The organism is Paenibacillus stellifer (assembly GCF_000758685.1).
In the GTDB taxonomy this organism is placed as follows: Bacteria; Bacillota; Bacilli; order Paenibacillales; family Paenibacillaceae; genus Paenibacillus_AQ; species Paenibacillus_AQ stellifer.
Genome location: NZ_CP009286.1, coordinates 285,745 through 310,138, shown reverse-complemented (window position 1 = coordinate 310,138; position 24,394 = coordinate 285,745). Strand labels below are relative to the sequence as shown.

General features: G+C 56.7%; 19 protein-coding genes, 1 tRNA gene and 2 pseudogenes. 6 read left to right on the top strand and 16 right to left on the bottom strand.

Features of this window, described 5'->3' with window-relative positions:
• Positions 1 to 52 precede the first annotated feature (52 nt).
• From PSTEL_RS01615 to modD, 7 genes are all read right to left on the bottom strand, one after another.
• Positions 53 to 772: a YebC/PmpR family DNA-binding transcriptional regulator gene (locus tag PSTEL_RS01615; protein ID WP_038693059.1), complete on the bottom strand. Its 720-nt coding sequence runs from the start codon at positions 770 to 772 to the stop codon at positions 53 to 55.
• 118 nt (positions 773 to 890) lie between these two features.
• On the bottom strand, positions 891 to 1,676 hold the full coding sequence (locus PSTEL_RS01610; protein WP_038693058.1) for a PaaX family transcriptional regulator C-terminal domain-containing protein: 786 nt from the start codon (positions 1,674 to 1,676) through the stop codon (positions 891 to 893).
• Between the two features lie 203 nt (positions 1,677 to 1,879).
• A complete protein-coding gene (locus PSTEL_RS01605; RefSeq protein WP_052098116.1) occupies positions 1,880 to 2,611 on the bottom strand; it encodes a metal-dependent hydrolase in 732 nt (243 codons plus the stop codon).
• Between the two features lie 20 nt (positions 2,612 to 2,631).
• On the bottom strand, positions 2,632 to 3,855 hold the full coding sequence (locus tag PSTEL_RS01600) for an MFS transporter (protein ID WP_038693057.1): 1,224 nt from the start codon (positions 3,853 to 3,855) through the stop codon (positions 2,632 to 2,634).
• Positions 3,848 to 4,582, bottom strand: a complete 735-nt coding sequence (locus PSTEL_RS01595; protein WP_038693056.1) for an L-threonylcarbamoyladenylate synthase — start codon at positions 4,580 to 4,582, stop codon at positions 3,848 to 3,850. The genes PSTEL_RS01600 and PSTEL_RS01595 overlap by 8 nt, the downstream gene beginning before the upstream one ends.
• A complete protein-coding gene (locus PSTEL_RS01590; protein ID WP_084064567.1) occupies positions 4,579 to 5,745 on the bottom strand; it encodes a citrate/2-methylcitrate synthase in 1,167 nt (388 codons plus the stop codon). Before PSTEL_RS01590 ends, PSTEL_RS01595 begins: the two co-directional genes overlap by 4 nt.
• A 320-nt stretch (positions 5,746 to 6,065) precedes the next feature.
• Positions 6,066 to 6,914: a ModD protein gene (modD, locus tag PSTEL_RS01585; protein WP_038693055.1), complete on the bottom strand. Its 849-nt coding sequence runs from the start codon at positions 6,912 to 6,914 to the stop codon at positions 6,066 to 6,068.
• A gap of 456 nt (positions 6,915 to 7,370) precedes the next feature.
• On the opposite strand from modD, the gene PSTEL_RS01580 reads away from it, so the two are divergent.
• The 3 genes from PSTEL_RS01580 to PSTEL_RS01570 all read left to right on the top strand — a co-directional run bounded on the left by PSTEL_RS01580 (position 7,371) and on the right by PSTEL_RS01570 (position 12,050).
• Positions 7,371 to 9,272, top strand: a complete 1,902-nt coding sequence (locus PSTEL_RS01580) for a PrkA family serine protein kinase (protein WP_038693054.1) — start codon at positions 7,371 to 7,373, stop codon at positions 9,270 to 9,272.
• Positions 9,273 to 9,346: 74 nt separating this feature from the next.
• Positions 9,347 to 10,723 (top strand): DUF444 family protein, encoded by a 1,377-nt coding sequence (locus PSTEL_RS28260; RefSeq protein WP_038693053.1) that lies wholly within the window; start codon positions 9,347 to 9,349, stop codon positions 10,721 to 10,723.
• Positions 10,724 to 10,805: 82 nt separating this feature from the next.
• Positions 10,806 to 12,050, top strand: coding sequence for a SpoVR family protein (locus PSTEL_RS01570; RefSeq protein WP_038693052.1), 1,245 nt, complete (start codon positions 10,806 to 10,808; stop codon positions 12,048 to 12,050).
• 198 nt (positions 12,051 to 12,248) lie between these two features.
• On the opposite strand, the gene PSTEL_RS28790 is transcribed toward PSTEL_RS01570, so the two are convergent.
• The 4 genes and pseudogenes from PSTEL_RS28790 to PSTEL_RS27305 form a co-directional block, all read right to left on the bottom strand.
• Entirely contained in the window at positions 12,249 to 12,773 is a 525-nt protein-coding gene (locus PSTEL_RS28790) for a radical SAM protein (protein WP_342666574.1), read from the bottom strand.
• Positions 12,762 to 13,457, bottom strand: a pseudogene (locus PSTEL_RS28255) (ABC transporter permease); the annotation flags it as partial. The gene PSTEL_RS28790 and the pseudogene PSTEL_RS28255, both read right to left, overlap by 12 nt.
• Positions 13,458 to 13,493: 36 nt before the next feature.
• Positions 13,494 to 14,342 carry an ABC transporter ATP-binding protein gene (locus PSTEL_RS01560; RefSeq protein WP_052098114.1) on the bottom strand — a complete coding sequence of 283 codons (849 nt, stop codon included), beginning with the start codon at positions 14,340 to 14,342 and terminating at the stop codon, positions 13,494 to 13,496.
• A gap of 13 nt (positions 14,343 to 14,355) precedes the next feature.
• Positions 14,356 to 14,514, bottom strand: coding sequence for a hypothetical protein (locus PSTEL_RS27305; RefSeq protein WP_156995741.1), 159 nt, complete (start codon positions 14,512 to 14,514; stop codon positions 14,356 to 14,358).
• A gap of 258 nt (positions 14,515 to 14,772) precedes the next feature.
• On the opposite strand from PSTEL_RS27305, the gene PSTEL_RS01550 reads away from it, so the two are divergent.
• Positions 14,773 to 15,576: a glycosyltransferase family 2 protein gene (locus tag PSTEL_RS01550; protein WP_052098113.1), complete on the top strand. Its 804-nt coding sequence runs from the start codon at positions 14,773 to 14,775 to the stop codon at positions 15,574 to 15,576.
• A 14-nt stretch (positions 15,577 to 15,590) separates the two neighbouring features.
• Entirely contained in the window at positions 15,591 to 16,685 is a 1,095-nt protein-coding gene (locus PSTEL_RS01545) for a glycosyltransferase family 4 protein (RefSeq protein ID WP_052098112.1), read from the top strand.
• On the opposite strand, the gene PSTEL_RS01540 is transcribed toward PSTEL_RS01545, so the two are convergent.
• The 3 genes from PSTEL_RS01540 to PSTEL_RS01530 form a co-directional block, all read right to left on the bottom strand.
• Complete coding sequence (locus tag PSTEL_RS01540; protein WP_038693050.1) at positions 16,580 to 17,155, bottom strand: NifB/NifX family molybdenum-iron cluster-binding protein; 576 nt, start codon at positions 17,153 to 17,155, stop codon at positions 16,580 to 16,582. The two genes, PSTEL_RS01545 and PSTEL_RS01540, sit on opposite strands and share 106 nt — an antisense overlap.
• Before the next feature lie 284 nt (positions 17,156 to 17,439).
• Complete coding sequence (locus PSTEL_RS01535) at positions 17,440 to 17,853, bottom strand: thioredoxin domain-containing protein (RefSeq protein WP_038693049.1); 414 nt, start codon at positions 17,851 to 17,853, stop codon at positions 17,440 to 17,442.
• A gap of 99 nt (positions 17,854 to 17,952) precedes the next feature.
• The gene (locus PSTEL_RS01530; protein ID WP_245625049.1) at positions 17,953 to 19,317 is read right to left on the bottom strand and encodes an MATE family efflux transporter; all 1,365 of its coding nucleotides are present in this window, start codon (positions 19,315 to 19,317) and stop codon (positions 17,953 to 17,955) included.
• Positions 19,318 to 19,508: 191 nt separating this feature from the next.
• Here PSTEL_RS01530 and PSTEL_RS01525 point away from each other — a divergent pair, with 191 nt between their 5' ends.
• Entirely contained in the window at positions 19,509 to 20,300 is a 792-nt protein-coding gene (locus PSTEL_RS01525; RefSeq protein WP_038693047.1) for an ABC transporter ATP-binding protein, read from the top strand.
• A 134-nt stretch (positions 20,301 to 20,434) separates the two neighbouring features.
• Here the strand turns inward: PSTEL_RS01525 and PSTEL_RS01520 are convergent.
• Positions 20,435 to 20,519, bottom strand: a tRNA-Leu gene (locus tag PSTEL_RS01520).
• A gap of 79 nt (positions 20,520 to 20,598) precedes the next feature.
• Positions 20,599 to 24,207: pseudogene (locus tag PSTEL_RS25940) on the bottom strand (alpha-L-arabinofuranosidase C-terminal domain-containing protein); the annotation flags it as partial.
• Between the last annotated feature and the right edge of the window lie 187 nt (positions 24,208 to 24,394).

Below are 24,394 nucleotides of genomic sequence, written 5' to 3'. Positions count from 1 at the left end.
TGCGCTAGTCCCCTGTTCCGCCGCGCCCGCAAGACGGTGAACGGCTGGCTGTTTAGTCTTCGGAATCGACGTTGTGATACACCTGCTGCACGTCTTCCAGATCCTCCAGCACATCGATCAGCTTCTCGAACTGGGCAACGGAATCTTCCGGCAGCGTCACATAGTTCTGCGGAAGCATCGACAGTTCAGCCACCGTAAATTCGGTGACGCCCGCATTCTTCAGCGCTTCCTGCACTGCATGGAACTGCTCCGGCTCGGCATAGACGATGACAGCTTCATCCTCTTCGAGGATGTCGCGCGCGTCAACGTCTCCTTCCATCAGAATTTCCAGCACTTCATCGGCGCTCTTGCCAACCAGGCCGATAACGGCCGTGGAGTCGAACATATAGGAGACCGAGCCGCTGACGCCAAGGCTGCCGCCGTTCTTGCTGAACGCGGCACGGACTTCGGAGGCGGTGCGGTTGACGTTGTTCGTCAGGGCGTCGACGATGATCATCGAGCCGTTCGGGCCGAAGCCCTCATAACGAAGCTCGTCATAGGTCTCGTCGGAGCCCCCCTTCGCCTTCTCCAGCGCGCGGTCGATAATCGCCTTCGGCACGTTATAGGTCTTCGCGCGTTCCAGCACGACCCTCAGCGCACGGTTCGATTCCGGGTCCGGCTCTCCCTGCTTGGCCACCACATAAATTTCACGGCCAAATCTTGCATATATACGACTTGTGTTGGCGTCCTTCGACGCTTTCTTCTCTTTAATATTGTTCCACTTGCGGCCCATACGTATCGCTCTCTTTCAACTGATATGATTACCAAAAATTAAACGCAGTCCTATATATTATACTCCTGTCATTATATCTATTAAAGGGGGAGCCGGGCAAATCGTCCGACTTTTCCCCTTATACGTTCACATATTTGCGGTATACCGAATCACTGTGAATCGCCTCGCCGATCCGGCGCATGGCAGCGAACATCTCATTCAGCAGGTCATTCCCCTTCCAGGAATCAGGGAGCAGACAAGCAGGCAGGACAGGATCAAGGAGGCCGATTTCGCTGATGACATTGCCGATTTCCAGAAACAGCAGGAACGCCCCGCGGTCATCGGCCGGTATATTCTCCGCCTTGGGCAGAAATTCTTGGCGGAACCAGGCTTCCTTCTCTTCATAAATAAGGCGAATGTCCCCGATCGGCCAGATTTCGCCCGCTCTGCCGGGAGCATCCAGGCCGGGGACCGCGCAGCCCGACGCGACCGACAGACAGGAGGCCAGACGATTCTCGGCCGCATACTGCGCCAGATTATCCGAGTGGTCCCATGGAGATATGTAGACGCTATCATACAGACGCCCAAAGCCAAGGTCGCGCAGGTGATTGACCAGCATTTGGCGCTGCCTCCTCAGACCGTCCGGAAATTCGAACATGACAATCTGCCATTTATGATCCCACTCGGCCGCCGGCAGCTGCGGCTTCCGGTTAAATGAAAGGACGAACGACTTGCCGACCTCGGTAATGCGGTAGCGCGAACGCTCTGCGGACTCAATGTACCCCATCTTCTTCAGCCGGGCCAGCACATTGCGGATGTACTGTCCGGACCGGCCGTCCGCTTCATACAGCCGGACCAACTCCTGCGCTTCAATCACATCAGCACAGGAAATCAGATAGACAATCTGCTTCTCGATGGACAGCATGGACAACCTCCGGAATACAACACACCATTTTCAACCAGTATACCCGATGAACAGGGGTAAAGAAAACCACTACCATGCAGGCGGCCAACCCGTAAGTCCTCCGATGCGGCCATCGGCTTCCGGTTGATAGAGGACGTCCGCCTGTCCGAGGGCGCACCAAAGCCGGCGGATTGCTCCGCCGGCCGGCTTGTTGCAGTTCTATGCTATTCAGCCGTGGCGCTTCCGCTCAAAGTGGTGAGTCCTCCCGCACCCAGTCTGCATGACTCTCCGGGTGCAAGGACCGCTCCTTTCCGTCCCTGGCTCTCCAGGCGCTTCAGCCAGGCGGCTGCGTCCTGGATAATCGGCGGAAAGGTATTATAATGCATAGGGATATATGCCCCCGCCTGCAGCCATGACGCCGCAATGAGGGAGTCGTCCGGCCCCATTGTGAACACATCGCCGATCGGCAGCGCCGCCGCATCGAGCCTGTTCAGTTCGCCGATCAGCTTCATGTCGCCGAACAGGGCCGTATCCCCGGCATGGTAGAAGGTGAAGCCGCCCATCGTGAGCACGATTCCGGCCGGCATGCCGCCTTCCTTCACCCCGCCTCCCTCAAGCTCGATGCCTGAGCCATGAAAGGCTTGCGTAAGCTTAACCGTGCCCCAGGGGAACGAACGGGTACCCCCGATATGCATTGCTTCCGTTGCCACCCCCTGCTCAGACAGGTGGAGACACACCTCATAATTCGCGATAACCGGACATCCGCAGCGGAGCGCGATAGCGGCGGCATCCATCATATGGTCCATATGACCGTGTGTCACCAGAACGGCATCAACCTTAATATCCTCCGGCTTCGCAGCCGCGAGCGGATTGCCCGACAGGAACGGGTCGATAATGACAGCATAGGATTCATGGCTGACCAGAAAGCAGGAATGCCCCAGATAACGAATATTCATCATAATCTCTCCTCGGAATTTTAAGATGGCAGTTCTCCGGATACGGAGTGCGGAGCCGAAGAACCGGTGCGGCGCATCACATAGGACACTGCAGATACCAGCAGGAAACCTGCGGCCAAGCCGAGCATCAGAACGCGGAAGCCGAACTCATCCAGCGCGAACCCGCCCGCGACGAGCAGGAAGGCGTTCCAGAATCCGTACATCCGCTCCATGGAGCTCAGCACGGCCGTACGTTCAGCCGGCTTCATTCCCGGGCCGCTGAGCTGCCCGACAGCCAGCGGCCTCGCCCCTCCCGAGGCGAGCCCCATAACCGCTACGGCCAGCGCCGCGCTGGCAATATGCGGAGAAAGAGCGAGCAGAAGCATAGACGAAAGCGACAGTACCGTCGTGAGTATAACAAGCTTGTTCTCGCCGATGGCGGCTCCTACGCGGACGGCGTATCGGGCCGATACGAAGCCGAGCAGAGTGAACAGGCTGAGCACAAGGCCGAATTGCAGCATCCCGATGTTCAGTGTCCGGTTCAGCAGGAACGGGATAAAGCCGACAAAGGGAGCCAGCGTAAAGGCCCGGACAAGAGAGTAATATCTCCTCCAGAACCGTTGGCCGCTTGTCAGCTCCAGAGCAGGCCGAGCTGCCGCGCCCCCCGTCTCCGGCTTGGCTGCCTGTGCTGCTTCTGCGCGCGGCGCAGTCCGGCTCCCCGACGACCCGGCTTCCCGAATGCCGAGAATGACAGCAGCCGATACGGCATTGGCTGCGATCGACAGATAGAAGGGAATGCGCATGCCGCTCTCCATCAGGACGCTTCCCACAATCCCCGCCAGAAGAACGGACAGGAACATGAAGCTCGCCGACGAAGATTCGGTTCTGCGGTATTTCTCCTGATCCCCTTCCTCGAAGAGCGATCGCAGCAGGCTGGAGTCCGTTCCGGCTGCCAGACTGTACCCAAGTCCGCAGACGATCTGTCCAGCCAGAAGAACGGCGGGATGCGGAGCCGTGATCAGCAGCACAAGCCCCAGCCCCTTCAGGCACTCGCCGAGGGCGATGACCTTCGGCTGCGCCATCCTGCGCATGGCCTTCACGTTCCATTTCGCGGTCAGCATGACGACCAGGCCGTAGGCCGCGAGCATCAGCTCGATCACAGGCAGAGACAAATCCTGTCTGTAGAAGAAGATAAACAGAATCGGCAGATGGAAGTAACAGCGCGAGACAATTCGATATACATAGAAAAGAGCGACATTACTCATGGGTGCCTTCTCCCCGGGAGCTGGAGGCGGCGTTGCGCGCCCGAAGCAGCTCCGGGTACACGGACGGATCTTCGATCAGACCAGGGAACCGGCCGCGGACCCGTTCCAGCGGAACCAGCCCCTGCCGCACAAGCACCGGCGGCTGAAACGACAAATCGATGATCGTATTGCCTTCAATCTCTTTTCCCGGCGCCTTATCGGGACTGGCGGGTGGACCCTGCAGAATGAGGTCGACTTTGCCCCTCATATGCGCCAGCGCCTGCTCCAGGTCAACCAGGCCTGTGCCCATGCCCGACAGATTGGCTGACGTTACGGCAATCGGATGACCATAGGCCGCGGTCAGCGTCTGCATTGCGGACTCGCCCTGCCAGGTCAATCCCACGGTTGGCGCGCCGCAGGTAAGCCGTTCAGGGAACGGATAGTTTTTGAAGAAGATCAGAGTGAGCTCGCTCGGCCACACTTCCTGCAGGACGCCTGGGTCGAGCGTGTCAGGCAGGGTTACCAGATCATCAAGACCCTCAAGTGAGGCGATCGACACAGTCAGCGGGCCAAACTTGGTCCGCTTCTTCACCTCGAATACGCGCTCGACGGCCTGTTCATTTCTGGGATCACACATAATATTGTAGTTGGACCGGGACGGGCCGATCACCAGGCCGCCCGCCTTAAGCACCGATACTGCCTGCTCAATGGACTGCCCGCTTACGGGAAGGAGTTGCTCCTGCATCATAACACCACCTCCGGCGCAAGGACCTCGCCAGCGCGTCCGGCAAGCGCATGACCAAACCACGTATCCGGTCTTCGCTTCTGGGTCTCGCTCCTGTAGATGGCTTGCGGATAAATAAGCCGATTGTGCACTGCCTGCTCCATAATGTGGGCGCACCAGCCGACGCAGCGGCTGACGGCAAAGGACGGAGTAAACAACGATTCGTCAAGCCCGACGATATGAAGCACCACGGAAGCGTAATAATCGACATTGGTGACAAGCTGCCGGCCTGGCTTATACTCCTCCAGAAGGCGATGCGCCGTCTCTTCCACCGACACAGCCAGCTTCAGCAGCGGATGCTCCGGCGCATGGCGGAGAGCCAGCGCCTTCAGCATATCCGAACGGGGATCGCGGTTCTTGAAGATCCGGTGGCCGAAGCCCATGATGCGGCGGTCGCATTCCAGCGCCTCGCGAATCCATCCCTCCGCACGCTCGGGGCATCCGATCTCGCGGAGCATTTCCAGAACCTCGGCGGGTGCGCCGCCATGCAGCGTCCCCTTCAAGGCTCCGATAGCCGCCGAAGTAGAGGAGATCAGATCGGACCGGGTCGATGCGACTACCCGGGCAGTGAAGGTAGACGGGTTGGAGCCCAGCTCCTGGGTCAGCACCAGATAGGTCTCAAGCATCTGCCGCTGACTGTCTGACGGTTCTTTTCCGAATAACATGTAGAGGTAATTGGCAGTATGGTTCAAGTCCAGCCTTGGCTCAACAGCTTCCCGGCCCTCCAGCCGGGCTCTGCGGTAGGCAATGATGGCCGGGATTTTGGAGACAATGCCGGAGGCCTGCTCCCATGACGGAGGCCAGACGCTCTCGCAATCCTTCAGCGCAGAGACGGCGGTCTGCAGCACACTCATCATGTCGACCTCCTCCGGAAGCTGATCCAGTGTCAGCTTGACATGCCGGGGAAGAAAACGGCGCGCCGCGAGAATGCGCTGGAACTCCTCCAGCTTATCGGCAGCGGGCCATTTACCGTACCAGAGCAAGTAGGCTACTTCTTCAAAATTCCGGTTATGCTGTAGTTCCTCCGCCGGATATTCCCGGTACATAATCCGGCCTTCGTCACCGTCGATACAGGATAATCCCGTTTCAAAAGCGGCGACTCCCTCCAAACCCTCGGCAACTAACATTCCTCTCTGCACCTCTACCACTCCCACTCGCCCTTTTTATAATTAATAATAAGTCTGCAGACTCGTTTCGGATTATATTATGCCGGGTTTCAGGTTGTCAATAATTTCCTTTACATATTTTAATCATGTACACTCTTTCTTCCAAATTTCATCCCAACAAAAAAGAGCGCTAAGGTCTCCCCTAACGCTCTCCTTGTCATATCGCCCTATGTATTAAGGGCTGCACCCTTGATGATGTGTAGTTCAGGCCATAGCCCCCATCAGGCTCGGCCGGTCCGCCCGGCTGTGAAATCCGTGGGTGCCGGGTAACGTCTAAGGCCCTACTCGGCCGGCAGCAGACGCACGCTCATATCGAGCGGCTTCGCGAAGAACAGCGCCGTCGTCACCAGCACATCGACGCCGGAGGCCGCATAGCTTGGCGCATTGTGCTCGTCGATGCCGCCCGCCGCCAGCAGCACGACTCCGGGGTTAATCTCCCGGAGCCTGGCGCTGGCCGCAAGCAGCTCCTCCGGCGGCAGCTTGTCGAACTGCAGGCAGTCCGCCCCCGCCCGGCACAGGGCCAGTGCGTATTCCACGGAATCGGTCTCGACGACCAATTTCTTCTCCGGAGCCTTCGCCTTGATGCCGGGGATCACGTCCAGCAACGCCTCCGGACCGCCGCAGAACGCCGCGTGCTCTTTGAATACGAGCACGGTCTCCGACAGCCCGAGCCGGTGAGGCGAGGCGCCTCCGCACAGAATGGCCTTCACGCTCAGCGCCTTCGTACCAGGGAAGCTCTTGCGGGTTGAAGCCACCGACACTTCCGGGTTAACAGCCTTCACGCTATCAACAACGCGCTTTGTCTTCGTCGCAATGCCCGAGCAGCATTCGAGCAGGTTCTGCGTCACTTTCCAGGCCATCTGAAGCGCGCCCGCCGTGCCTTCGGCCGACAGGAACACCTCTCCCGGTCCGACTTCCGTTCCCGAGGGAAGGCTGAAGACCGGCGAAACGCCCAGCTTGGCGAAGATGCGCAGCACCTCCTCCGTTCCGCATAGAACCGCTTTTTCTCTGGAGTAATACTCAATCTTCCCTTTGTAATCGCCGATGCCAAGAGCCCATGTGGTCAAATCCAGGTAAGGAATATCCTCTCCGATCATCTTGTCGATGGACTCATCGGGTATGTATATCATGATCCCGCCTCCTTTCGCCGCTATCGCTATCCAAACGTTATATCATGAGGTATGGCAACATTGTATTATCCCGGTCCAGAAGAACAAATGAGCTAACTCATACTCCGTCCCTAAATGTCAATTATTCTGACTTCGGATTCGTGAACGAGGCGGAAGGCTCCGTGTTTTTTCCATATAATCAGAAATCTCTGTTATTCTATATCACATCAAACCTTAAAATTATTTAAATTTTTTGTGAAATGCGCCATTTGCCTGTAAATATTGCTAATCGTATTACTTTTTTGTTGTCGCTAGATGATAGAGTTTATGCTACACTTTATAGACAACTTCATATAGCAAGAACCAATGTCTCTACTGCTCTGTCGGCATGGACGCGCCTTATCGATAGCACGGCGCTGCATCTGTCACCTGTACCTTTTCACGAATGACATTTTCACAAAAAGGGAGGCGGTAAGCATGACGTTCTTGGAAAAATTGTTAACGTATCGGGACAAAGAGAACGACCTCAATTGGGAGGGCTCTTTTCTCGATTACTTGCAGCTCGTTAGAGAGAATCCGCGAATCGCCGGGACATCGCACGAACTGGTCTACCGGATGATCGAGGCGGCAGGTATCACCGAGCTGGGAGACGGACGAAGAGAGTATGCGTTCTTCAGCGGAACACTCTTCGGTCTCGAAGACGCGATTCAGCTGCTTGTGGAAGAATACTTCCGGCCTTCAGCCCAGCGGCTTGACGTCCGCAAGCGCCTCCTGCTTCTCATGGGGCCGGTGAGCGGCGGCAAGTCAACGCTCGTCACGCTGATGAAGAACGGTCTGGAATCCTTCACCCGCACGCCGGAAGGCGCGGTGTATGCCATTAAAGGCTGCCCGATGCAGGAGGAACCGCTTCATCTGATCCCCCGCGAGCTTCGCGAGGAATTCCGCAAGGAATACGGGGTGCATATCGAAGGCGACCTCTGCCCGGTCTGCAGGATGACGCTGGAGCAGGAATACGGCGGACGAATCGAGGAGATGCCCGTTGTCCGGGTGCTGTTCTCCGAGAGCGACCGGACGGGAATCGGGACCTTCGCTCCCTCCGATCCGAAGTCGCAGGATATCGCCGATCTGACCGGCAGCATTGATTTTTCAACCATTACCCGTTACGGTTCGGAATCGGACCCCAGAGCCTACAGGTTCGACGGGGAGCTTAATAAGGCCAATCGCGGCCTGATGGAATTTCAGGAAATCCTGAAATGCGACGAGAAATTTCTATGGAATTTGCTCTCCCTGACGCAGGAAGGCAATTTTAAAGCGGGACGCTTTGCGCTCATCTCCGCCGACGAACTGATCATCGCCCATACGAACGAAACCGAATACCGCGCATTCATCTCCAATAAGAAGAACGAAGCCCTCCACTCCCGCATGATCGTCATGCGCATTCCCTACAATCTCAAAGCCGGACAGGAAGAACGCATTTACCGCAAGCTGGTGGACGCCTCCGGGCTGAACAACCAGGTGCATTTGGCGCCAGGCGCGCTCTGGACCGCCTCCGTTTTTACCGTCATGTCCCGTCTCAAAGAACCCAAGAAGCCCGGAATCGATCTGGTCAAAAAAATGTATCTCTACGACGGCGTCGAAGTCGACGGCGTCAAGAAAGCCGATGTGGACGAGCTCATGCGCGAGCATCCCGACGAAGGCATGTCCGGCGTTGATCCCCGGTATGTCATCAACCGGATCTCCAGCGCCCTTATCAAAGGCAGCAAGTCCTGCATCAATGCGCTGGATGTGCTCCGCTCGCTCAAGGAGGGGCTTGACCAGCATCCGTCCATCTCCAGAGAAGAGCGCGAGCGCCTGCTCAATCTCATTACCCTGGCCCGCAAGGAGTATGACCATAAAGCCAAGACCGAAGTCCAGCGCGCATTCGTCTACTCATTCGAGGAGTCGGCGCACACGATGCTCAACAACTATCTGGACAATGTCGAGGCCTACTGCAGCGGCCATAAAATGAAGGACCCGATCACCTCCGAGGAGCGTGATCCCGACGAGAAGCTGATGCGCTCCATCGAGGAGCAGATCGGTGTCACCGAGAACCAGAAACGGGCTTTCCGCGAGGAAATCCTGATCAAAATTTCGTCGTTCGCCCGCCGCGGACGGCAGTTCGAATATACGTCACACGAACCGCTGAAGGACGCCATCGAGAAGAAGCTGTTCGCCGACCTGAAGGACGTCATCAAAATCACAACCTCAACCCTCAACCCCGACGAAACCCAGGTGAAGCGAATGAACGAAGTCTCGAAGCGTCTGATTGAACACCACGGGTACTGCGCGACCTGCGCCAATGAGCTGATGAAGTATGTGGGAAGTCTACTGAATCGGTAACGGGCAGTATAGCCCGGTCCGTATTCAGTCTGCTGAATCGGTAACATCACATGATAATCCGGGAGGTGGGCGGCATGGACAGCAGCAGCAACCGCTTGTTCGTGATCGCGCGCGACGACTGGTCGCTGCACCGCAAGGGAGAAATCGACCAGGAGCGTCATAAGCGCAAGGTAAAAGAAGCGATTCGGCATAACCTTGCCGATCTCGTAAGCGAAGAGTCAATCATAATGCCCCAGGGCGATAAGGTGATCAAGGTTCCGATCCGCAGCCTGGACGAGCCGAAGTTCCGGTTCAATACGCGGGACAAGCCCCAGGTAGGGCAAGGGCAGGGCGGCACACAGGTCGGCGATGTCATCGGCAAAGCCGGCCAGGGCGATCCCGGCGCGCCGGGACAAGGGCCGGGGAAGGGTCCCGGCGAGGCCGGCGACCAGCCCGGCGTCGACTACTACGAAGCCGAGCTGACGATCGACGAGCTGGCCGAGCTCGTATTTGAGGATTTGAAGCTGCCGAGGCTCAAGCCGAAGGCGGCGCCCGATATGACCGTGGAGGATGTCCGGTTCGATGACGTCCGCAAGCAGGGCATGATGTCGAATGTCGACAAAAAGCGCACGCTGTTCGAGGCGATCAAGCGTCAGGCGCTGAGCGGCGGCCTGTCCGGCGGCGGGGCGGCCGCCTGGTCCGATTCCGGCGGCTGGGAGCCGGCGGAGGATGGCGGAGCCGCGCCGGGTGGCAGTGGATACCAGGGCGACTTGACCGCCCTCGGTCTCACTCTCGGGCTTGGGTCAGCTTCCGCCGGCGTCCCCTCCTTCCCCTCCGCCTTTGCTCCGGAGGCCTCGGCATCCGTCCCTGTCCTCGGGCCTATTATCGGGGACGACCTCCGCTTCAAGACCTGGGAGGATATCCAGAAGCCCCAATCCTCGGCCGTTGTGCTGGCGATGATGGACACCTCGGGTTCCATGGGCACCTTCGAGAAATATGTGGCCCGGAGCTTCTTCTTCTGGATGGTCCGCTTCCTGCGGACCAAGTACGAGAACGTGCAGATTCGCTTCCTGTCGCACTGTACGGAGGCAAAGGAGGTCGACGAGGAATCCTTCTTCCGCAAAGGCGAAAGCGGCGGAACGAAATGCTCCTCGGTCTACGATCTGGCCCTGAGCATTCTGGAAAGCGATTATCCACCCGGCCAGTTCAACGCCTATGCCTTCCATTTCTCCGACGGGGACAATCTGGACAGCGACAATCCGGTGACCATGAAGCGGGCAGGTGAACTGCTGGAGAAGGTCAACATGCTCGGCTACGGCGAGATCCGGCAGCATATTTACGGAAGCAAGCGGCTGTGGGAATCGCTGGCGGGCATCGATTCACCGTCATTCGTCCGATCGGTGCTCAAGGAGAAGGAAGATGTCTTCAAGACGCTGAAGGCGTTCTTCGGCGACGAAGTGGCGGCAAGCTGACCATCTAAGCTGACTATACAAGCTGACCATACCCGAGTATTGAGGCTTACCAAAACGTACGTGTCAGGAGGGACAGGCGATCATGTTGGAACAGGATGCACAGCAGCTGGAGCAGGCGGCGGACCGCCTGACGGAGCTTGCGCTTGCAAGCGGGCTTGATTTCTTCCCGATGCGCTATCAGGTATGTCCGGCCGAGGTGCTGTACTCCATCGGGGCCTACGGCATGCCGACCCGGTTCGCGCACTGGAGCTTCGGCAAAGCCTACCAGCGCATGAAGATGGAATACGATCACGGCCTCAGCAAAATCTATGAGCTCGTCATCAACTCCGACCCCTGCTATGCGTTTCTGCTGGACAGCAACACGCTGCTGCAGAACAAGCTGATTGTGGCCCATGTGCTGGGCCACAGCGATTTCTTCAAGAATAACGCGATGTTCGCCGGCACCGACCGCAAGATGGTCGACCGCATGGCTGTCTTCGCCGACCGGATTGAGTCGTTCAGCCATGATTACGGCGCGGATGAGGTCGAAGCCTTCCTGGATGCCGGAATCGCCATCCAGGAGCATGTCGACCCCTTCGTCCGGTTCGGCACAAGCGACGGATTTCGTGAGAACGACGGCGGGATCAAGGACGTGATCGGCTACATTGCCGGCAACAGCCGGTATCTGGAGGAGTGGCAGCGGGAGATTCTGTACATGCTGCGGGCGGAAATGCTGTACTTCTGGCCCCAGATGGAGACGAAGATCATGAACGAAGGCTGGGCGAGCTACTGGCATCTGAAGCTCGTCCGGGAGCTTGAACTCAGCGACTCGGAAATCGTGGAGTTCGCCAAGATGAACGCCGGCGTCATTCAGCCCTCTCCGGGAAGCATCAATCCGTATTATCTCGGCCTGATGATGCTGCGGCATATCGAGAAGAAGCAGGGCCAGGACGCTCTGTTCGAGATCCGGGAGATCGAGTCGGATGTCTCGTTCATCCGCAACTATTTGACGAAGGAGCTGGCCGAGGAGATGGATCTGTTCGTCTTCAAGCGGGAAGACAGCGTCTACCGGGTGACGGCCAAGGATGTCGATGAGATCAAGGACAATCTGATCCGCTCCCGCACCAACGGCGGCTTCCCCTACCTCACGGTCAAGGACGACGACCTTCACGGCCGGGGCGAGCTCTTGATCGACAACCGCTTCGAGGGCCTGGAGCTGGACCGCAAATACGTGGAGCGCACGCTGCCGATGGTGTACCGGCTCTGGGGCCGGAGCGTGCATCTGCGCACCGTCGTCGACGGCCAGGAGAAGACGTACGTATATGACGGCAAGCAGCTGGCGGGATAAGGGCAATGCAGGAGATCAGGGGATTCTGGCCCATGGAAGGACAGCGGCGCCCCTGCATCCGATAGCCCCCGGGCTTTCCGATTCAGCCGCATATAATAGGCCAACCAGAAGCCTCTGGCGGTCCTGATAATACGAAAGAGGCGCTCCGCCGGGACTCCGCCGGGCGCCTCTTTCTTTTGTGGCTAAACCATTGCTCCCTTAGACCGCCGCCGATTCGCTGCGGAAGACGGGAAGCCGCTCCTCCTCGATTTTGTAAATATCATGCCACAGGCCGTCCGCCGACGCGCTGCAGTCGTACAGCTGCTCGTACGTGAAGCCCGCATTTCGGAAAATATCGACGATTTTATACGCCACATCCAGATGCCACTCCGGCACAGGCGACCGGTGGCCTTCATATTCGGAGCCAAGATTCGGAATCCACGAACCGGCATAGGCGATGACGCCCTGGGAGGCCAGGTAGGAAATCCCCTCCAGCAGCGATTTCTTGGGCTCAATGCCGCCGACGATGTTGGAGCGCACGCGCCCGTGTCCGAAGACGGCAGCCGCCCGCTCCAGCGCCTTCACCCAATGCTCCCACCCGCCGCAGTGGATGACCTTGCCGGGGCAGACGGAATTGAAGATATGTTTATCCCAGATTTCGATATTCATCGCAATGGTGCGGTAGCCAACCTCCTTGTACTGCTCGATGATGCCAAGATCCAGCGGAGCGCCGATAAAGCCCATCAGCCCCAGCAGCAGCAGGCCGACGAAGATCCAGTCCGTCTTTGAATACAGTCTTGAGGTCCAGATCAGATAGCCTACGCCCTCATTGGCTGCGATCATTTCCGCGCCGACAATGGCCATAAAAGAATTGCCCATCGCCAGCCTTACGCCGGTGAAGAACGCCGGAACGGTAGCGGGAATGATCACATGCAGCATAATCTGGCGTTCCGACGCCCCGAGCGAGCGGGCCGAACGGATTTTGTCATCGTCGACGTTCACCACACCTGCGGCTGTGTTCAGCACGACAATGAACAGCGTCGCATACATAATCAGGATGACTTTAGACTGCTCCCCGATGCCGAACCAGAGAATGAACAGCGTAATAAACGCGAGCGCCGGAATGAAGCGGAAGAAGTTCAGATACGGCTCGACCAGCTGGCGCAGCCATTTGAAACGGCCGATGAGGAGACCTGCCGGTATGCCGAGCAGACTCCCCAACGCCCAGCCGAGCACAACCCGTCTGAAGCTGATGAAGATATATGACAGCAGCGAGTTATCGCTAATCAGCTCGCCTGCTCCCCGAACCGTCTCGACCGGCGTAGGAAAATAGTCGGGATTCGATCTCATCGCGATCAGCTGCCATAACACCAGAAACAGCAGCCAGGAGAAGATCCCCGTCTTCAGACCCTTTCGGACAAAGCGCATTGGTGCGCCCTCCCTTCTTCTAACAATGATTTAAAATTACAGGTGAAAATAGAGATCATCCTGAAAAATACCCTGCAGCTTCTTCTGAATGAGATTAAATTCCCGCGAGGTCAGATCGCGCGGATAGTCAAGGCCGTTCTCCATAATCTCAAATACACGGGAATCCGGGCCTATGGACATAATTCCGATCCGGACTCCGAGAAGCACCGCCTCCTGAATATCATGGGTGACGAACAGAATCGTCTTCTTCGTCTCGCCCCATATCCTCACCAATTCCTCCTGCATGACCCTGCGGGTAAAAGCGTCCAGCGCGCCGAGCGGCTCATCCATCAGCAGAATATCCGGCTCGTTCGCCAGCACCCGGGCAATCTGTACCCGCTGCTTCATTCCTCCCGACAGCTCGCGGGGGAATTTGCGCTCATGGCCCTTTAGCCCCGCCAGTTCGATATAGCGGGCGGAGATTTCGGCCCGCTCCTTCTTCTTCATGCCGCGCATCCGAAGCCCGAATTCGATATTCTCCCTGACGTTCAGCCAGGGAAACAGGGAAGCGTCAGCATGCTGAAACACCATGGCCCGCTCCTTCTCCGGGCGGCCAATGGGCCGGCCGTGTACGAGCAGCTCGCCCTCGGTCTGCTTCTCGAACCCGGCGATGAGGTTCAGCAGCGTCGATTTGCCGCAGCCGCTGGGCCCAAGAAGAATGAAGAACTCACCTCTCCGGATTTCCAGATCGACATCCTTCAGCACCTGGTAACAGACCGTCTTCCGCCTGCTCCCGGTTTCAAACGACTTTCCAAGTCTGCGGATCGAAATGATTGATGACTCATTATCCTTGTTAGACGAACTATCATTATCCGAACCTGGCGACCACACCGTATTGCTCGACATCGGCCCACTCCTTTCAAATGACGGGAACAGCGGAAGCGGCGCCGCCATTATCGGACTGATCCGGGAGAGCCCAGCCCCGAAATCCGATATCAAAAAGGCCGAGCCCCGCTTCCCGGAAGGAAGGAGATTCGGCCTGCGGCGATCCGCTCAGACATCCCTGTTTTATATCCAACTTACTTGATAGGATTATATATTTGATTTTCATCCCGTCAATTACACGTCAAGGAAAATAGTGATATTTTCAGGAAAATTGTTACAACTATGTGATTAGGCCCAAAATCCGATATACAGGAGCAAAATCCTATACCTAGGGGGTAAATAAGGTGCACTATGGAGGTATATACCCCGCCTCGTTCAAGCTTTAAACTAGAGTTAAAACACGTTTTTCGGGTATCAAAAAATCCCAAGAACCAAAGAGGTGAACCAAACATTGACTGACTGCAAACCATTGTCCGTCGTCATCATCACACAGAATGAGGAGGAAAAAATCGAGCAGGCTATCCTGTCCTGCCGTCCTTTCGCGGACGAAATTGTCGTCGTCGATGGAGGAAGCACGGATGGAACGGTTGCGATTGCGCAGCGGCTGGGCTGCGATGTCTATCATAACCCGTGGCCGGGCTACGCCAAGCAGCGCATCTTCGGGGCTGACCGGGCCCGGAACAACTGGATCTTTTTTATCGATTCGGATGAAGAGGTCAGCGCAGAGCTGCAGAAATCGCTTCAGGATTGGATGACCCGTCCGGAGGATGACATCAAGGCCTACAACATTTACCGGATCGGAGACTTCATGGGTAAATGGATGCCGAAAGGCGAAAATATCGTACGGCTCTACAAAAAAGACGAGGTTGCGATGAAGGACGTGCTTGTGCACGAGGGCCCAGATGTCGACTCGTCCAGCGTCCCCGTTCTGGAGGGGGTGCTCTGGCACCACGGTTACCGCAGCATTCAGGACCATGTGCAGCGTTTTAACAAGTATACCGACCTGGAGGCCCGGAAGGATTTCGACAGACGACGCCCATTCAGTCTGATGAGACTGCTGTTCAGACCCCCGGCGAAGCTTGTGTACACCTTGTTTTTCCGGAAAATGATAACAAAAGGCGTTGCCGGATTCAGCGTCGCTTTCTTCTGGATGTACTATGAGTTCCTGAAGGAAATCAAGCTCTATGAGCTGCACCGCACGGAGAAGAAGCAGAAACCCGTGTACATCGTCGAAAGCGAGAAACATCCGGTATAAAGGAGGAGAACCTGATGCGTATTCTTCACATTGCCAATCATGTCAAGGAGACAGGCAACGGTATTGTCAACGTCATGGTCGACCTGGCTTGCGAGCAGGCGTCAAGAAATCATCAGGTGGCGGTCATGTCGGCTGGCGGCCATTACGAGGATCTTCTGGCCAAGCATGGCATCCGCCATTTCCGCCTCGACCAGACACGGAAGCCCGCTCAGATCATGCGGGCTGTTTTTCATTTCCGGAAGATGGTCGCCGATTTCTCGCCGGACATCATCCATGCCCATATGATGACGGGCGCGGTGCTGGCCCGCTACCTCAAGGGGTTCCGCAAGTACAAGATCGTGACCCATGTCCATAACGAATTCCAGAAGAGCGCCGACTTCATGAAGGTGGGCGACCGGGTAATCGCGGTGAGCCAAGCGGTATCGCAAGCGATGGAAGGACGGGGCGTCCAGAAGGACAAGCTGCGCGTCATCCTGAACGGAACGATCGGCAGTCCGCGCGATTCGGACCCCGCCCCCGTTCAGCTGGAGGGCCGGCCCATTGTAACTGTAGCCGGCATGTATGAGCGCAAAGGGATCGCCGACCTGATCGACGCCTTCAACCTGACGGCCCAGGAGCATCCCGACGCCAGGCTGTATATCGTCGGCGATGGACCGGACCGGGCGAAGTTCGAGGAGCGGGCCGCAGCCTCTCCCGCGGCAAGCCGCATTATCTTTGCGGGCTTTCAGCCCGATCCGCGCCGCTGGATGAAGGGGGCCGAGATCTTCGTGCTCGCCTCGCACAAGGAGCCGTTCGGGCTTGTGCTGATCGAAGCCCGGGAATCGGGCTGCGCCATCGTCGCCAGCGGTGTGGACGGTATCCCCGAGGCGCTCGATCACGGCGAGGCCGGGCTGCTCGTGCCGCCCCGCGAGCCGAAGTCGCTAGCCGGAGCGATCAGCAAGCTGCTTGGCGACGATGTGCTGCGCCAGCGCTACCGGACCCGCGCCGCCGCGAACCTGGAGAACTACCACGTCGGACGCGTGGCAGAGGAGATGCTCGGCGTGTACGGCGAGCTGCTTCCGGCGGCTGCCCTGCCGGCCCAGGCAGCGGGAAGCAAACCGGGCATGTAATAGCCGGGCCATATAACGGCAGAACACATAACGGCAGAACATATAACAGCAGAACATGTAATGGCAGAACATGTAATGGCAGAACATGTAATGGCAGAACATATAACGGCAGGCCGGAGGCTGCCCGCCGCCGGCTGCATACAGTGAACCCAAATCAGCTTATCCTGCGCATGCTTCAGGGAGATGTAATCGGTGCTGAACGCGATGCCGCGCTCCTTCAGTTCCTCTCCCACTCCCATGCCGATCCGGCTGACCAGCACAAGGCCGCAGTCAGACACCAGCTCCAGCAGCTTCTTGAGCTGCTCCTCGCTGTGTCTGCCGCTGAAGCCGTCTGTCCCGGTCTGGCGAACCTCCACGAGCTTCCACTCTGCTTCCTCCGAAATGTCGTACACGACAAACTGCTCGCAGCTTCCGAAATGCTGATCGATCCACTCTCCGTCGCTGCTCCCAAGCGCTACCCGCTTCGCCATATGGTCTCTTCTCCCCTTCCTGTATCCTGGTTATGAACAACACTATATCGCCTGAGCATCCAAAACCCAAGACCGTTCAAGAAAGCGTTGGAAAGAGCGGCAGCTATGCTGACATTAGGACCTGTCTCCAGGCAAGGATAAACGCCTTACGGCGTCACTAGACGCCATGCGTTTACCGAGAAATTGAAGGCTGTGATAAGCACGCAGCTTATACAATCTTATAATTCAGCAAGAAGGCCAGCCGGATGCTTCCGGCCAGCCCTTAAGTCTGCATTGAAGTTGAATCAGGAAGAACAAGCTCCGGCCTGATCGTTCATCTGGCAGCCGGTCTGATAGCCCTGGGGCACCTCACCTAGTCCCGACGACTTGATCTGATCAGCATCAAAGCCGGCCACGAGCCGCCCTTCGATATTCATCAGCGGACGCTTGATCAGAATCGGATCGCCGCACAGCTGCAGGAGCGTCTCCTCCGGCGGCAGGGCTCCCGGAATCACCCGGCCTTCCTTGACGGCAGGAGCGTTCGGATTGAACCATTCCTCCACAGCCAGCCCGTCCAAATAAGGCAGCAGCGTCTCCGGAGTCCATGTCTCGTCCAGCAGAGAACGCTCCTCCACCGTATGCCCGAAGCTTTGGAGCAGTTCTTTCTGCCGAATGCCTCCCCGGCATCCCGTTTTGGTATAGAAAATAATATGCGCCACCCTGACACCTCCCTAAGACGGTTGATCTTCCCATCTTAAGAGTTGCCGCCGGGCGGCGCAATGAAGCTTCTCATATGTTATCCGCTGAAATACGAACGTTTAGATAACGCGGTGTCTGTACCATTTTTGACCAAGGAACCGTTTGAAGAAAATACCGCCCCTGATCGCCCATTCACAATCCATCGCGAGCCATACGCCGAGAATCCCCATATTGAACACGATGCCGAGCAGGTAGCCGAGCACGATGCGGAACAGCCACATGGACAGCATGGAGACTAACGACGTGAACTTGGAGTCCCCAGCCGCCCGGAGTGCGGAAGGCACGATGAAGCTGATGGACCAGAGCGGAACCTGCGCAATCGTATTGATCAGCACAATCAGGAAGATGTCATCCACAATTTCGGCGGGCGGGTGGAACAGGGACAGAATTGGAAGAAAGAACGGAAGAACGAGCAGCCCCATGACCACAAAGGAAAGCGAGGACACCCCGACAAAGGATTTGACGAACTTCTTCGCATCCTTGACATCTCCCCGTCCCATGCATTGGCCGACCACCGTAATGATCGTAATGGACAGCGCATTGGCCGGAATCTGCATGACCCCCGCGAAAGAAGCGGCTATCGCATTGATGGCAATGGCGTACGTGCCCATGCTGACGATAAAGATTTGGGTCAGGATTTTGCCTCCATTGAAGAACATCTGCTCTGCGGCGAACGGCAGCCCGATGAACATGATCCGCTTGAGCATGGACAGATTGACGGCGATAATGTCCCGGAGCTGGATCCGCAGGGTGCTGTCCATCCGGAGCAAATAGAAGAGTGCACAGAAGGCCGCCAAATAGCGGGCAATATTAATGGAAAGAACCATGCCGTGAATGCCCATATGCATCAGGTTAATAAAGACCAGGTTAAGCGCTACATACACCAGATTCATGATCAGCGACAGCACGAGCGACGCCCGGGTCCGGCCGATGCCCCGCATCGCGCCGCAGACCGCCTCCACAACCGCAATGCCAAGATAGGAGATGCTGCTTCCGATCAGGTATACGCGAGCGTTGGACATGACATCCGGCTCCGCCGCCCCGAACAGAATATTCAGCAGCGGACCATGAAACACAATGCCGAACAAGCCGATGACGAACGCGAGCAGGGACACGGAGGACACGGTTCCGGCAGTCGCCTTGGAGACCATGGCATCGTTGCCGCTGCCTTTATATTGAGCTACCACCACAGTACCGCCGGTCGACACTGCAATGAACACGCTGATCAGAAAAATATTAATCGAATCGATCATATTGACCGCGCTGATTGCCGCAACGCCCGCCGAGCTGATCATGGCCGTATTGATCAGGTTAAGCCCTACTACAAAGATCTGGTCGATCAGAACCGGAATAAAAAGCGCGATGACCTGCCGGTAATCGATCGCTTCGCCGGAGAAATATTTGTCCAGGAATCCTTGTTTCACGTTTGCATTTGGCTGTATCAATGCCTTCACTTCTTTTCTGATTGAATTTGCAGGTTCCGAAGTCCGTCATGGTTAACGCAAAGTCCGATCTTTCAGCCGCTCTGTAAAACATTGTTCATATTATATTAATTTCTATATCATTATATTTAATTATAATTAAACATATTTAGATTCCGGAAAAGAGTGATTCGATGAAACTCGATATCGTGAATGCAACCTGCGGCTATAATGGAACGGAAATTGTCCGGAATATTACCTTTTCGGTGCAGACCGGAGATATGGTCTGTCTGCTCGGACCGAACGGTGCGGGCAAGACAACCCTGTTCAAGAGCATTCTGGGCTTCCTGCCGCTGATCCAGGGAGAAATCCTGCTGGACGGGCAGAACATGACTTCCTTGCCGCCCCGTGTTCTCGCCAAAAGTGTCAGCTATGTGCCTCAGGCCCATACACCGCCTTTTGCCTATAAAGTGCTGGATGTCGTCCTGATGGGCAGAACCGCCCACATTGGAATGCTGTCCTCTCCGTCGAGCAAAGATAAGGAACTGGCCGCGCGGATGCTGGATGATCTTCGCATTTCTCATCTGGCGGGCAAAGACTATACGCAGATCAGCGGGGGAGAACGGCAGCTTGTTCTGATCGCAAGAGCCCTCGCCCAGGAGCCCAAGCTGCTCATTATGGACGAGCCCACCGCCAATCTGGATTTTGGCAATCAAGTACGTGTATTGGAGGAAGTTCAGAGGCTGTCCCGTAAGGGGCTGGGAATCCTGATGACCTCCCACTCCCCCGACCACGCATTTCTGTGCTCAACCAAAGTCGCGCTTATGATTTCAAATCAAGGCTTTCTCTTCGGCGAAGCGGCGGATGTGGTGACGGAACAAAATCTGAAAGCAGCCTATGGGGTAGAGGTTAGATTGACCGAGGTGAAAGACTCACTCGGACGCACGATCCAGACATGCGTGCCTCTGCTCAATCAATCAATATAGGGAGCGGGTTCCGGCGCGCGCACGCTTCCCGGCATGCGGGTGCCGCCTCCATTCCCTTCCTGAGTAAGGATAAAAAACGTGCAAAAAAAGCAAAAACCCTTCATCATCAAGAAGGGTTTAAGGTAATACTTGAATGCGGTCGAGAGGACTCGAACCTCCACGGGGGGTTAGCCCACACGGACCTGAACCGTGCGCGTCTGCCAATTCCGCCACGACCGCTCGCAGGAGCACTAATCATGCAGCCACGAGAAATAATATAACATAATTCATAGAGAAGAACAATAGGAATTTTTCGTAGCAAATTAAGCAGTGAAGCTTCGCCGGTTAAGGTGATCAGCTCCGCCTCCGCCTGAACATCCAGAGTCTCCAGAATCAGCTCGATTCTCTTATCCACCCCGTCCGCATTCACCAGCTTCACGTAGATTTGGCGGTCATCCTTCGTAACCGAATGGAAGACTTCCCGGTTGTAGGCTTCCAGCTTATAATCCAGAACGCGGCTCTCCGTCTCTCCGTCCGTGTAGGAGCAGATCAGCCGGTCGCCTGACTTACCGCCGTAATTGACTGTCACTGTATAGTCCGTCATCACGGCAAGCGGTTCGTAACATGCCGCTCTTAGATTGCCCGCCGCGGTGCTGGAGGAATAATCGCCGAGCGTATAGGCCTCAACGCCTTGCTTGAACACCTTCACACCTGTGGTGTTGCCGCCGTATCCGACCGCATACTCCAGCACATCCTTGTTCGCCGGGGCAATATCGGTCAGGCCCGCGCCGATGGTGAAGCCGTCCTGACCGCTTATTTTGGACAAAACCACCGTAACGGTGTAATCCGACCAGTCCTCATTCAGGATATACAGACCGTTCAGCCCGTTGTCCTGGGCTTTCAGCACAATTCCTTCGCCTTCCTGGACCGTGTAGCCGGCCGATCCGGGAATGGTCTGCCACAGCGGATTCAGCGGCTCGGCAAAATGCTGATCGAGCAGCACGCCGCCATCCTTGTTCGAAGTAACCGTCACACGCTTCACCAGCACCTCCGCGCTGCCTGTTGCAATCTCGATTCCGCCATGCGGCTTCAGCTCTGTCTGCCGGCCCTGCCGGTAAGTGGAGAAGGATGTTCCAAGCACCGTGTGCCCAATGTACTTGGCGTAGAGCTGCTGCACATAGTAGTTCGGCGTGAACCATACTGTCTCATCATCGAACCAGATGCAGTCCGGGGTCCAGCGGTAGGTGCCGTCCGTCAGCACCTTGTTGAACAGCGGAGCGTAGGCCGCCAGGCGGACAACGTCGGCATTGTTCTCAAAGCCCGTCATTAATGCCGCTTCAGCCACCGCGCCTGCGAGCGTGTTTTTGTCCGTGGACGCATACTCTCCGACGAAGACTTTGGAGGTCTCCTTCCAGTTGAGGCTGCCGTCCCTGTTGTACGCCCGGTAATAGTAGTTGTAGCGGTCCGCATTGCGCAGCAGATAGTCGTTGGAGCGGTAGTAATGCTCATCTGCAATGGTATCCATATAGTTCGGCTGCTTGGCGTACCAGGTTACCGTCTCTTCGATGACCTCATGGCCGTCCGCAAAAGCGATCTTCGCCGATCCTTTCAGATCGCCGCTCAGGAACTTCCAGCCCTGCTGATAGGCATCATCGTCCGCCTGGGCGCCAACAGTAGAGATAATATGCAGCTCGTAGCCGGGATAATGCTCCTCCATATACGCGTCAATCGCCGTCTTGAACACCTCGAAATTGGCAAAAAACTCGGTGCCCCAGTTCTCGTTCCCCACGCCGAGATAGTGAAGCTTGAAGGGATCCCCATGCCCCATCTCCCTGCGCAGCGCCGCCCATTCATTATTTTGAAAATCAGTGCTGATGGCAAAATCGATCAGGTCCGTAAAGTTCTTGATGTAATAATCCCGCAGTCTGCCCCCGGCCGGATGGGCGTAATCCGAACGCGCCTGGCACAGCACTCCGCAGGCCATGACGGGCAGCGGCAGGGCGTTCAGGTCCTCGGCGAGCTGGAAGTATTCCATATACCCGAGACCCATCGTCATCATATAGCCCCAGACGTTATAGTTCTCCTTGCGGAGCTCGATGCGTCCGACGGAATCCTTCCAGTCATAGACGTTCTTCCAGATGAAGGAGCCTTCGGAGATGCAGCCGCCCGGGAAGCGCAGAAACTTCGGATGCAGATTGACGAGTGCGTTCACGAGATCCGGACGCAGACGATAGTTCGGATTGCTGAGATAGTTGGCATGAGCCGACAGAGAGTGTTCTTCCTTCCTCGCGCCCCATACCTCCTGGGGCATGAGCGAAACCATGTCGATGGAGATGTCTCCGGCAAAAGTCAGTGCAAGCTGGCCCAGCGTGGTGCTTGTTCCGGTAAGGACGAGCGTGCGATCTGTGCCGTATTTTTTCCACTTGCCGCCGCCCTCGACTTCGAGCGCAACCGCAACGCTGATGGGAGAGCCGTCCGGTCTCTGAAGCTGGAGCGTAATGCTTCCCGCCGACTCGGCCTTTGCCCATATGGTAAAGTCATACCTGGCGCCTTCCCGGATCGACATCGCGCAGTGTCCGTTGGCGTCGGCGAAGCCCCGGTTGCGGATGGTCGCTCCATCCGCAACCGTGACATAATAGGCGTTCGCGTCCGGATCGTTCACGCCGAAGAGTTCATTTAAGCCGCCGGAGGATTGCGGCGTCATCTTGTCCGTGTCGCCGGACCAGGCGAACAGCGGATCGCGGGTCCGGCCCGTCGAGCAGCCGCATTCGCCCGATGCATGCGAATACGTGTCGAACGCGAAGGACTCGAAGGAGCGGTTCTGCACAAGCTCCGCATAGATGCCGCCGTCCGCCGCGTTGTTGATGTCTTCATAGAACAAGCCGTACATGACTTCGCTGACATCGGTGATTTCTTTATCGCCGTGGATGGTCAGCGTATAGGGCGGCACGTCCTGCGGAACGACCGACACCTCGAAGCTCTTCTCCAAAGAGCTGGAACCCCGGGTCAGTACCGCCGTAAGCGTCACTGCGGCAGCGGAACCAATCGGCTGTACCTGCCCGCTGTGAAAGAGCGCCTCCGGCTGGCTGGAGGTCCAGTGGACGCTGACCTTGCCGCCCATCAGCGTCTGAGGCAACGCCACGTCCCTGGTTATGATATTCGCCGAGAACGTCAGGTATTTGTCGCGGGCCAGCCGGATAATCTCGTCATCGCTCAAGGAGTCGCACATGACTTCGATCACTTCATCCTCGGATAAGCCCGCAGCATAGATGCGCACGTCCGACAGAGCCCCGGCCAAATCGTCATCGGCCCCGTACTGCGAGCGGCCCAGATAATTCCGGCTGTAGCTGTCCCGATCTTCAAAGGTCGCGAACCAGCGGCGAAGCTGGGCGTAGTTGCCGCTCGAGGTCTGGCTGATCGAGCCGTCGGCGATCAGTTCTCCGTTCACGTAAATAACCGGACCCGCGCTGCTGAGCGTTCCGCCTTTCGTGCCGGTAACCGACAGCGCAACATGCAGCCATTCGCCGGACGGGAAGCCCCTGCCGGGGTCCACCGTCAAATCCCCGCCGGAGGACAGCGTGCCGCGCAGATTGCGGGTCAGGAACAAATAGGGCCCTTGTTCGCCCTTGCCGAAATCGAAGAGGCGCTCCCACACGCTCGTTCCCCTGCTCAGATTAATCCAGGCCGTTACCGACATGCCCGTGTTATCGCTTACACTTTGCAGCAGATCAGCAGGCAGCTCAAGATAGGATGAACCGCTTCGTCCTCCCTTTAATATGACAGCCGGTCTGCCAGCGACGGCCCCGATCTCCGGCGGATTGCTGCCGCCAGCCTTTCCGTCTCTCCCCTGCCCCGAGCTGTCCTTGCCCGTTTGGCTCACGTCGTCGAACTTGTAATGCGCAATCAGTTGATCCCGGTAACTCGTCATTCGCTTCTCCTCCATTTATTTAAAATATATATGAAATGATTCATGTTTTTATGACTTATATCCCTATAGTACTCTATTCATGTAGAATATCAAGAGAAACTGTACGAAAAATGAGATTTCATTCTGTTATGTTCACAAAGTTATAAAATAAAAGATCACCCCATCCCTTTCCGGCAATGAGACAACC

Excerpts from the sequence above, each read along its gene's own strand:
- PSTEL_RS01615 (WP_038693059.1), bottom strand. The coding sequence starts at position 772 with ATGGGCCGCAAGTGGAACAATATTAAAGAGAAGAAAGCGTCGAAGGAC.
- PSTEL_RS01610 (WP_038693058.1), bottom strand. The coding sequence starts at position 1,676 with ATGCTGTCCATCGAGAAGCAGATTGTCTATCTGATTTCCTGTGCTGAT.
- PSTEL_RS01605 (WP_052098116.1), bottom strand. The coding sequence starts at position 2,611 with ATGAATATTCGTTATCTGGGGCATTCCTGCTTTCTGGTCAGCCATGAA.
- PSTEL_RS01600 (WP_038693057.1), bottom strand. The coding sequence starts at position 3,855 with ATGAGTAATGTCGCTCTTTTCTATGTATATCGAATTGTCTCGCGCTGT.
- PSTEL_RS01595 (WP_038693056.1), bottom strand. The coding sequence starts at position 4,582 with ATGATGCAGGAGCAACTCCTTCCCGTAAGCGGGCAGTCCATTGAGCAG.
- PSTEL_RS01590 (WP_084064567.1), bottom strand. The coding sequence starts at position 5,745 with ATGTTAGTTGCCGAGGGTTTGGAGGGAGTCGCCGCTTTTGAAACGGGA.
- modD (WP_038693055.1), bottom strand. The coding sequence starts at position 6,914 with ATGATATACATACCCGATGAGTCCATCGACAAGATGATCGGAGAGGAT.
- PSTEL_RS01580 (WP_038693054.1), top strand. The coding sequence starts at position 7,371 with ATGACGTTCTTGGAAAAATTGTTAACGTATCGGGACAAAGAGAACGAC.
- PSTEL_RS28260 (WP_038693053.1), top strand. The coding sequence starts at position 9,347 with ATGGACAGCAGCAGCAACCGCTTGTTCGTGATCGCGCGCGACGACTGG.
- PSTEL_RS01570 (WP_038693052.1), top strand. The coding sequence starts at position 10,806 with ATGTTGGAACAGGATGCACAGCAGCTGGAGCAGGCGGCGGACCGCCTG.
- PSTEL_RS28790 (WP_342666574.1), bottom strand. The coding sequence starts at position 12,773 with ATGGGCTTTATCGGCGCTCCGCTGGATCTTGGCATCATCGAGCAGTAC.
- PSTEL_RS01560 (WP_052098114.1), bottom strand. The coding sequence starts at position 14,342 with ATGTCGAGCAATACGGTGTGGTCGCCAGGTTCGGATAATGATAGTTCG.
- PSTEL_RS01545 (WP_052098112.1), top strand. The coding sequence starts at position 15,591 with ATGCGTATTCTTCACATTGCCAATCATGTCAAGGAGACAGGCAACGGT.
- PSTEL_RS01540 (WP_038693050.1), bottom strand. The coding sequence starts at position 17,155 with ATGGCGAAGCGGGTAGCGCTTGGGAGCAGCGACGGAGAGTGGATCGAT.
- PSTEL_RS01525 (WP_038693047.1), top strand. The coding sequence starts at position 19,509 with ATGAAACTCGATATCGTGAATGCAACCTGCGGCTATAATGGAACGGAA.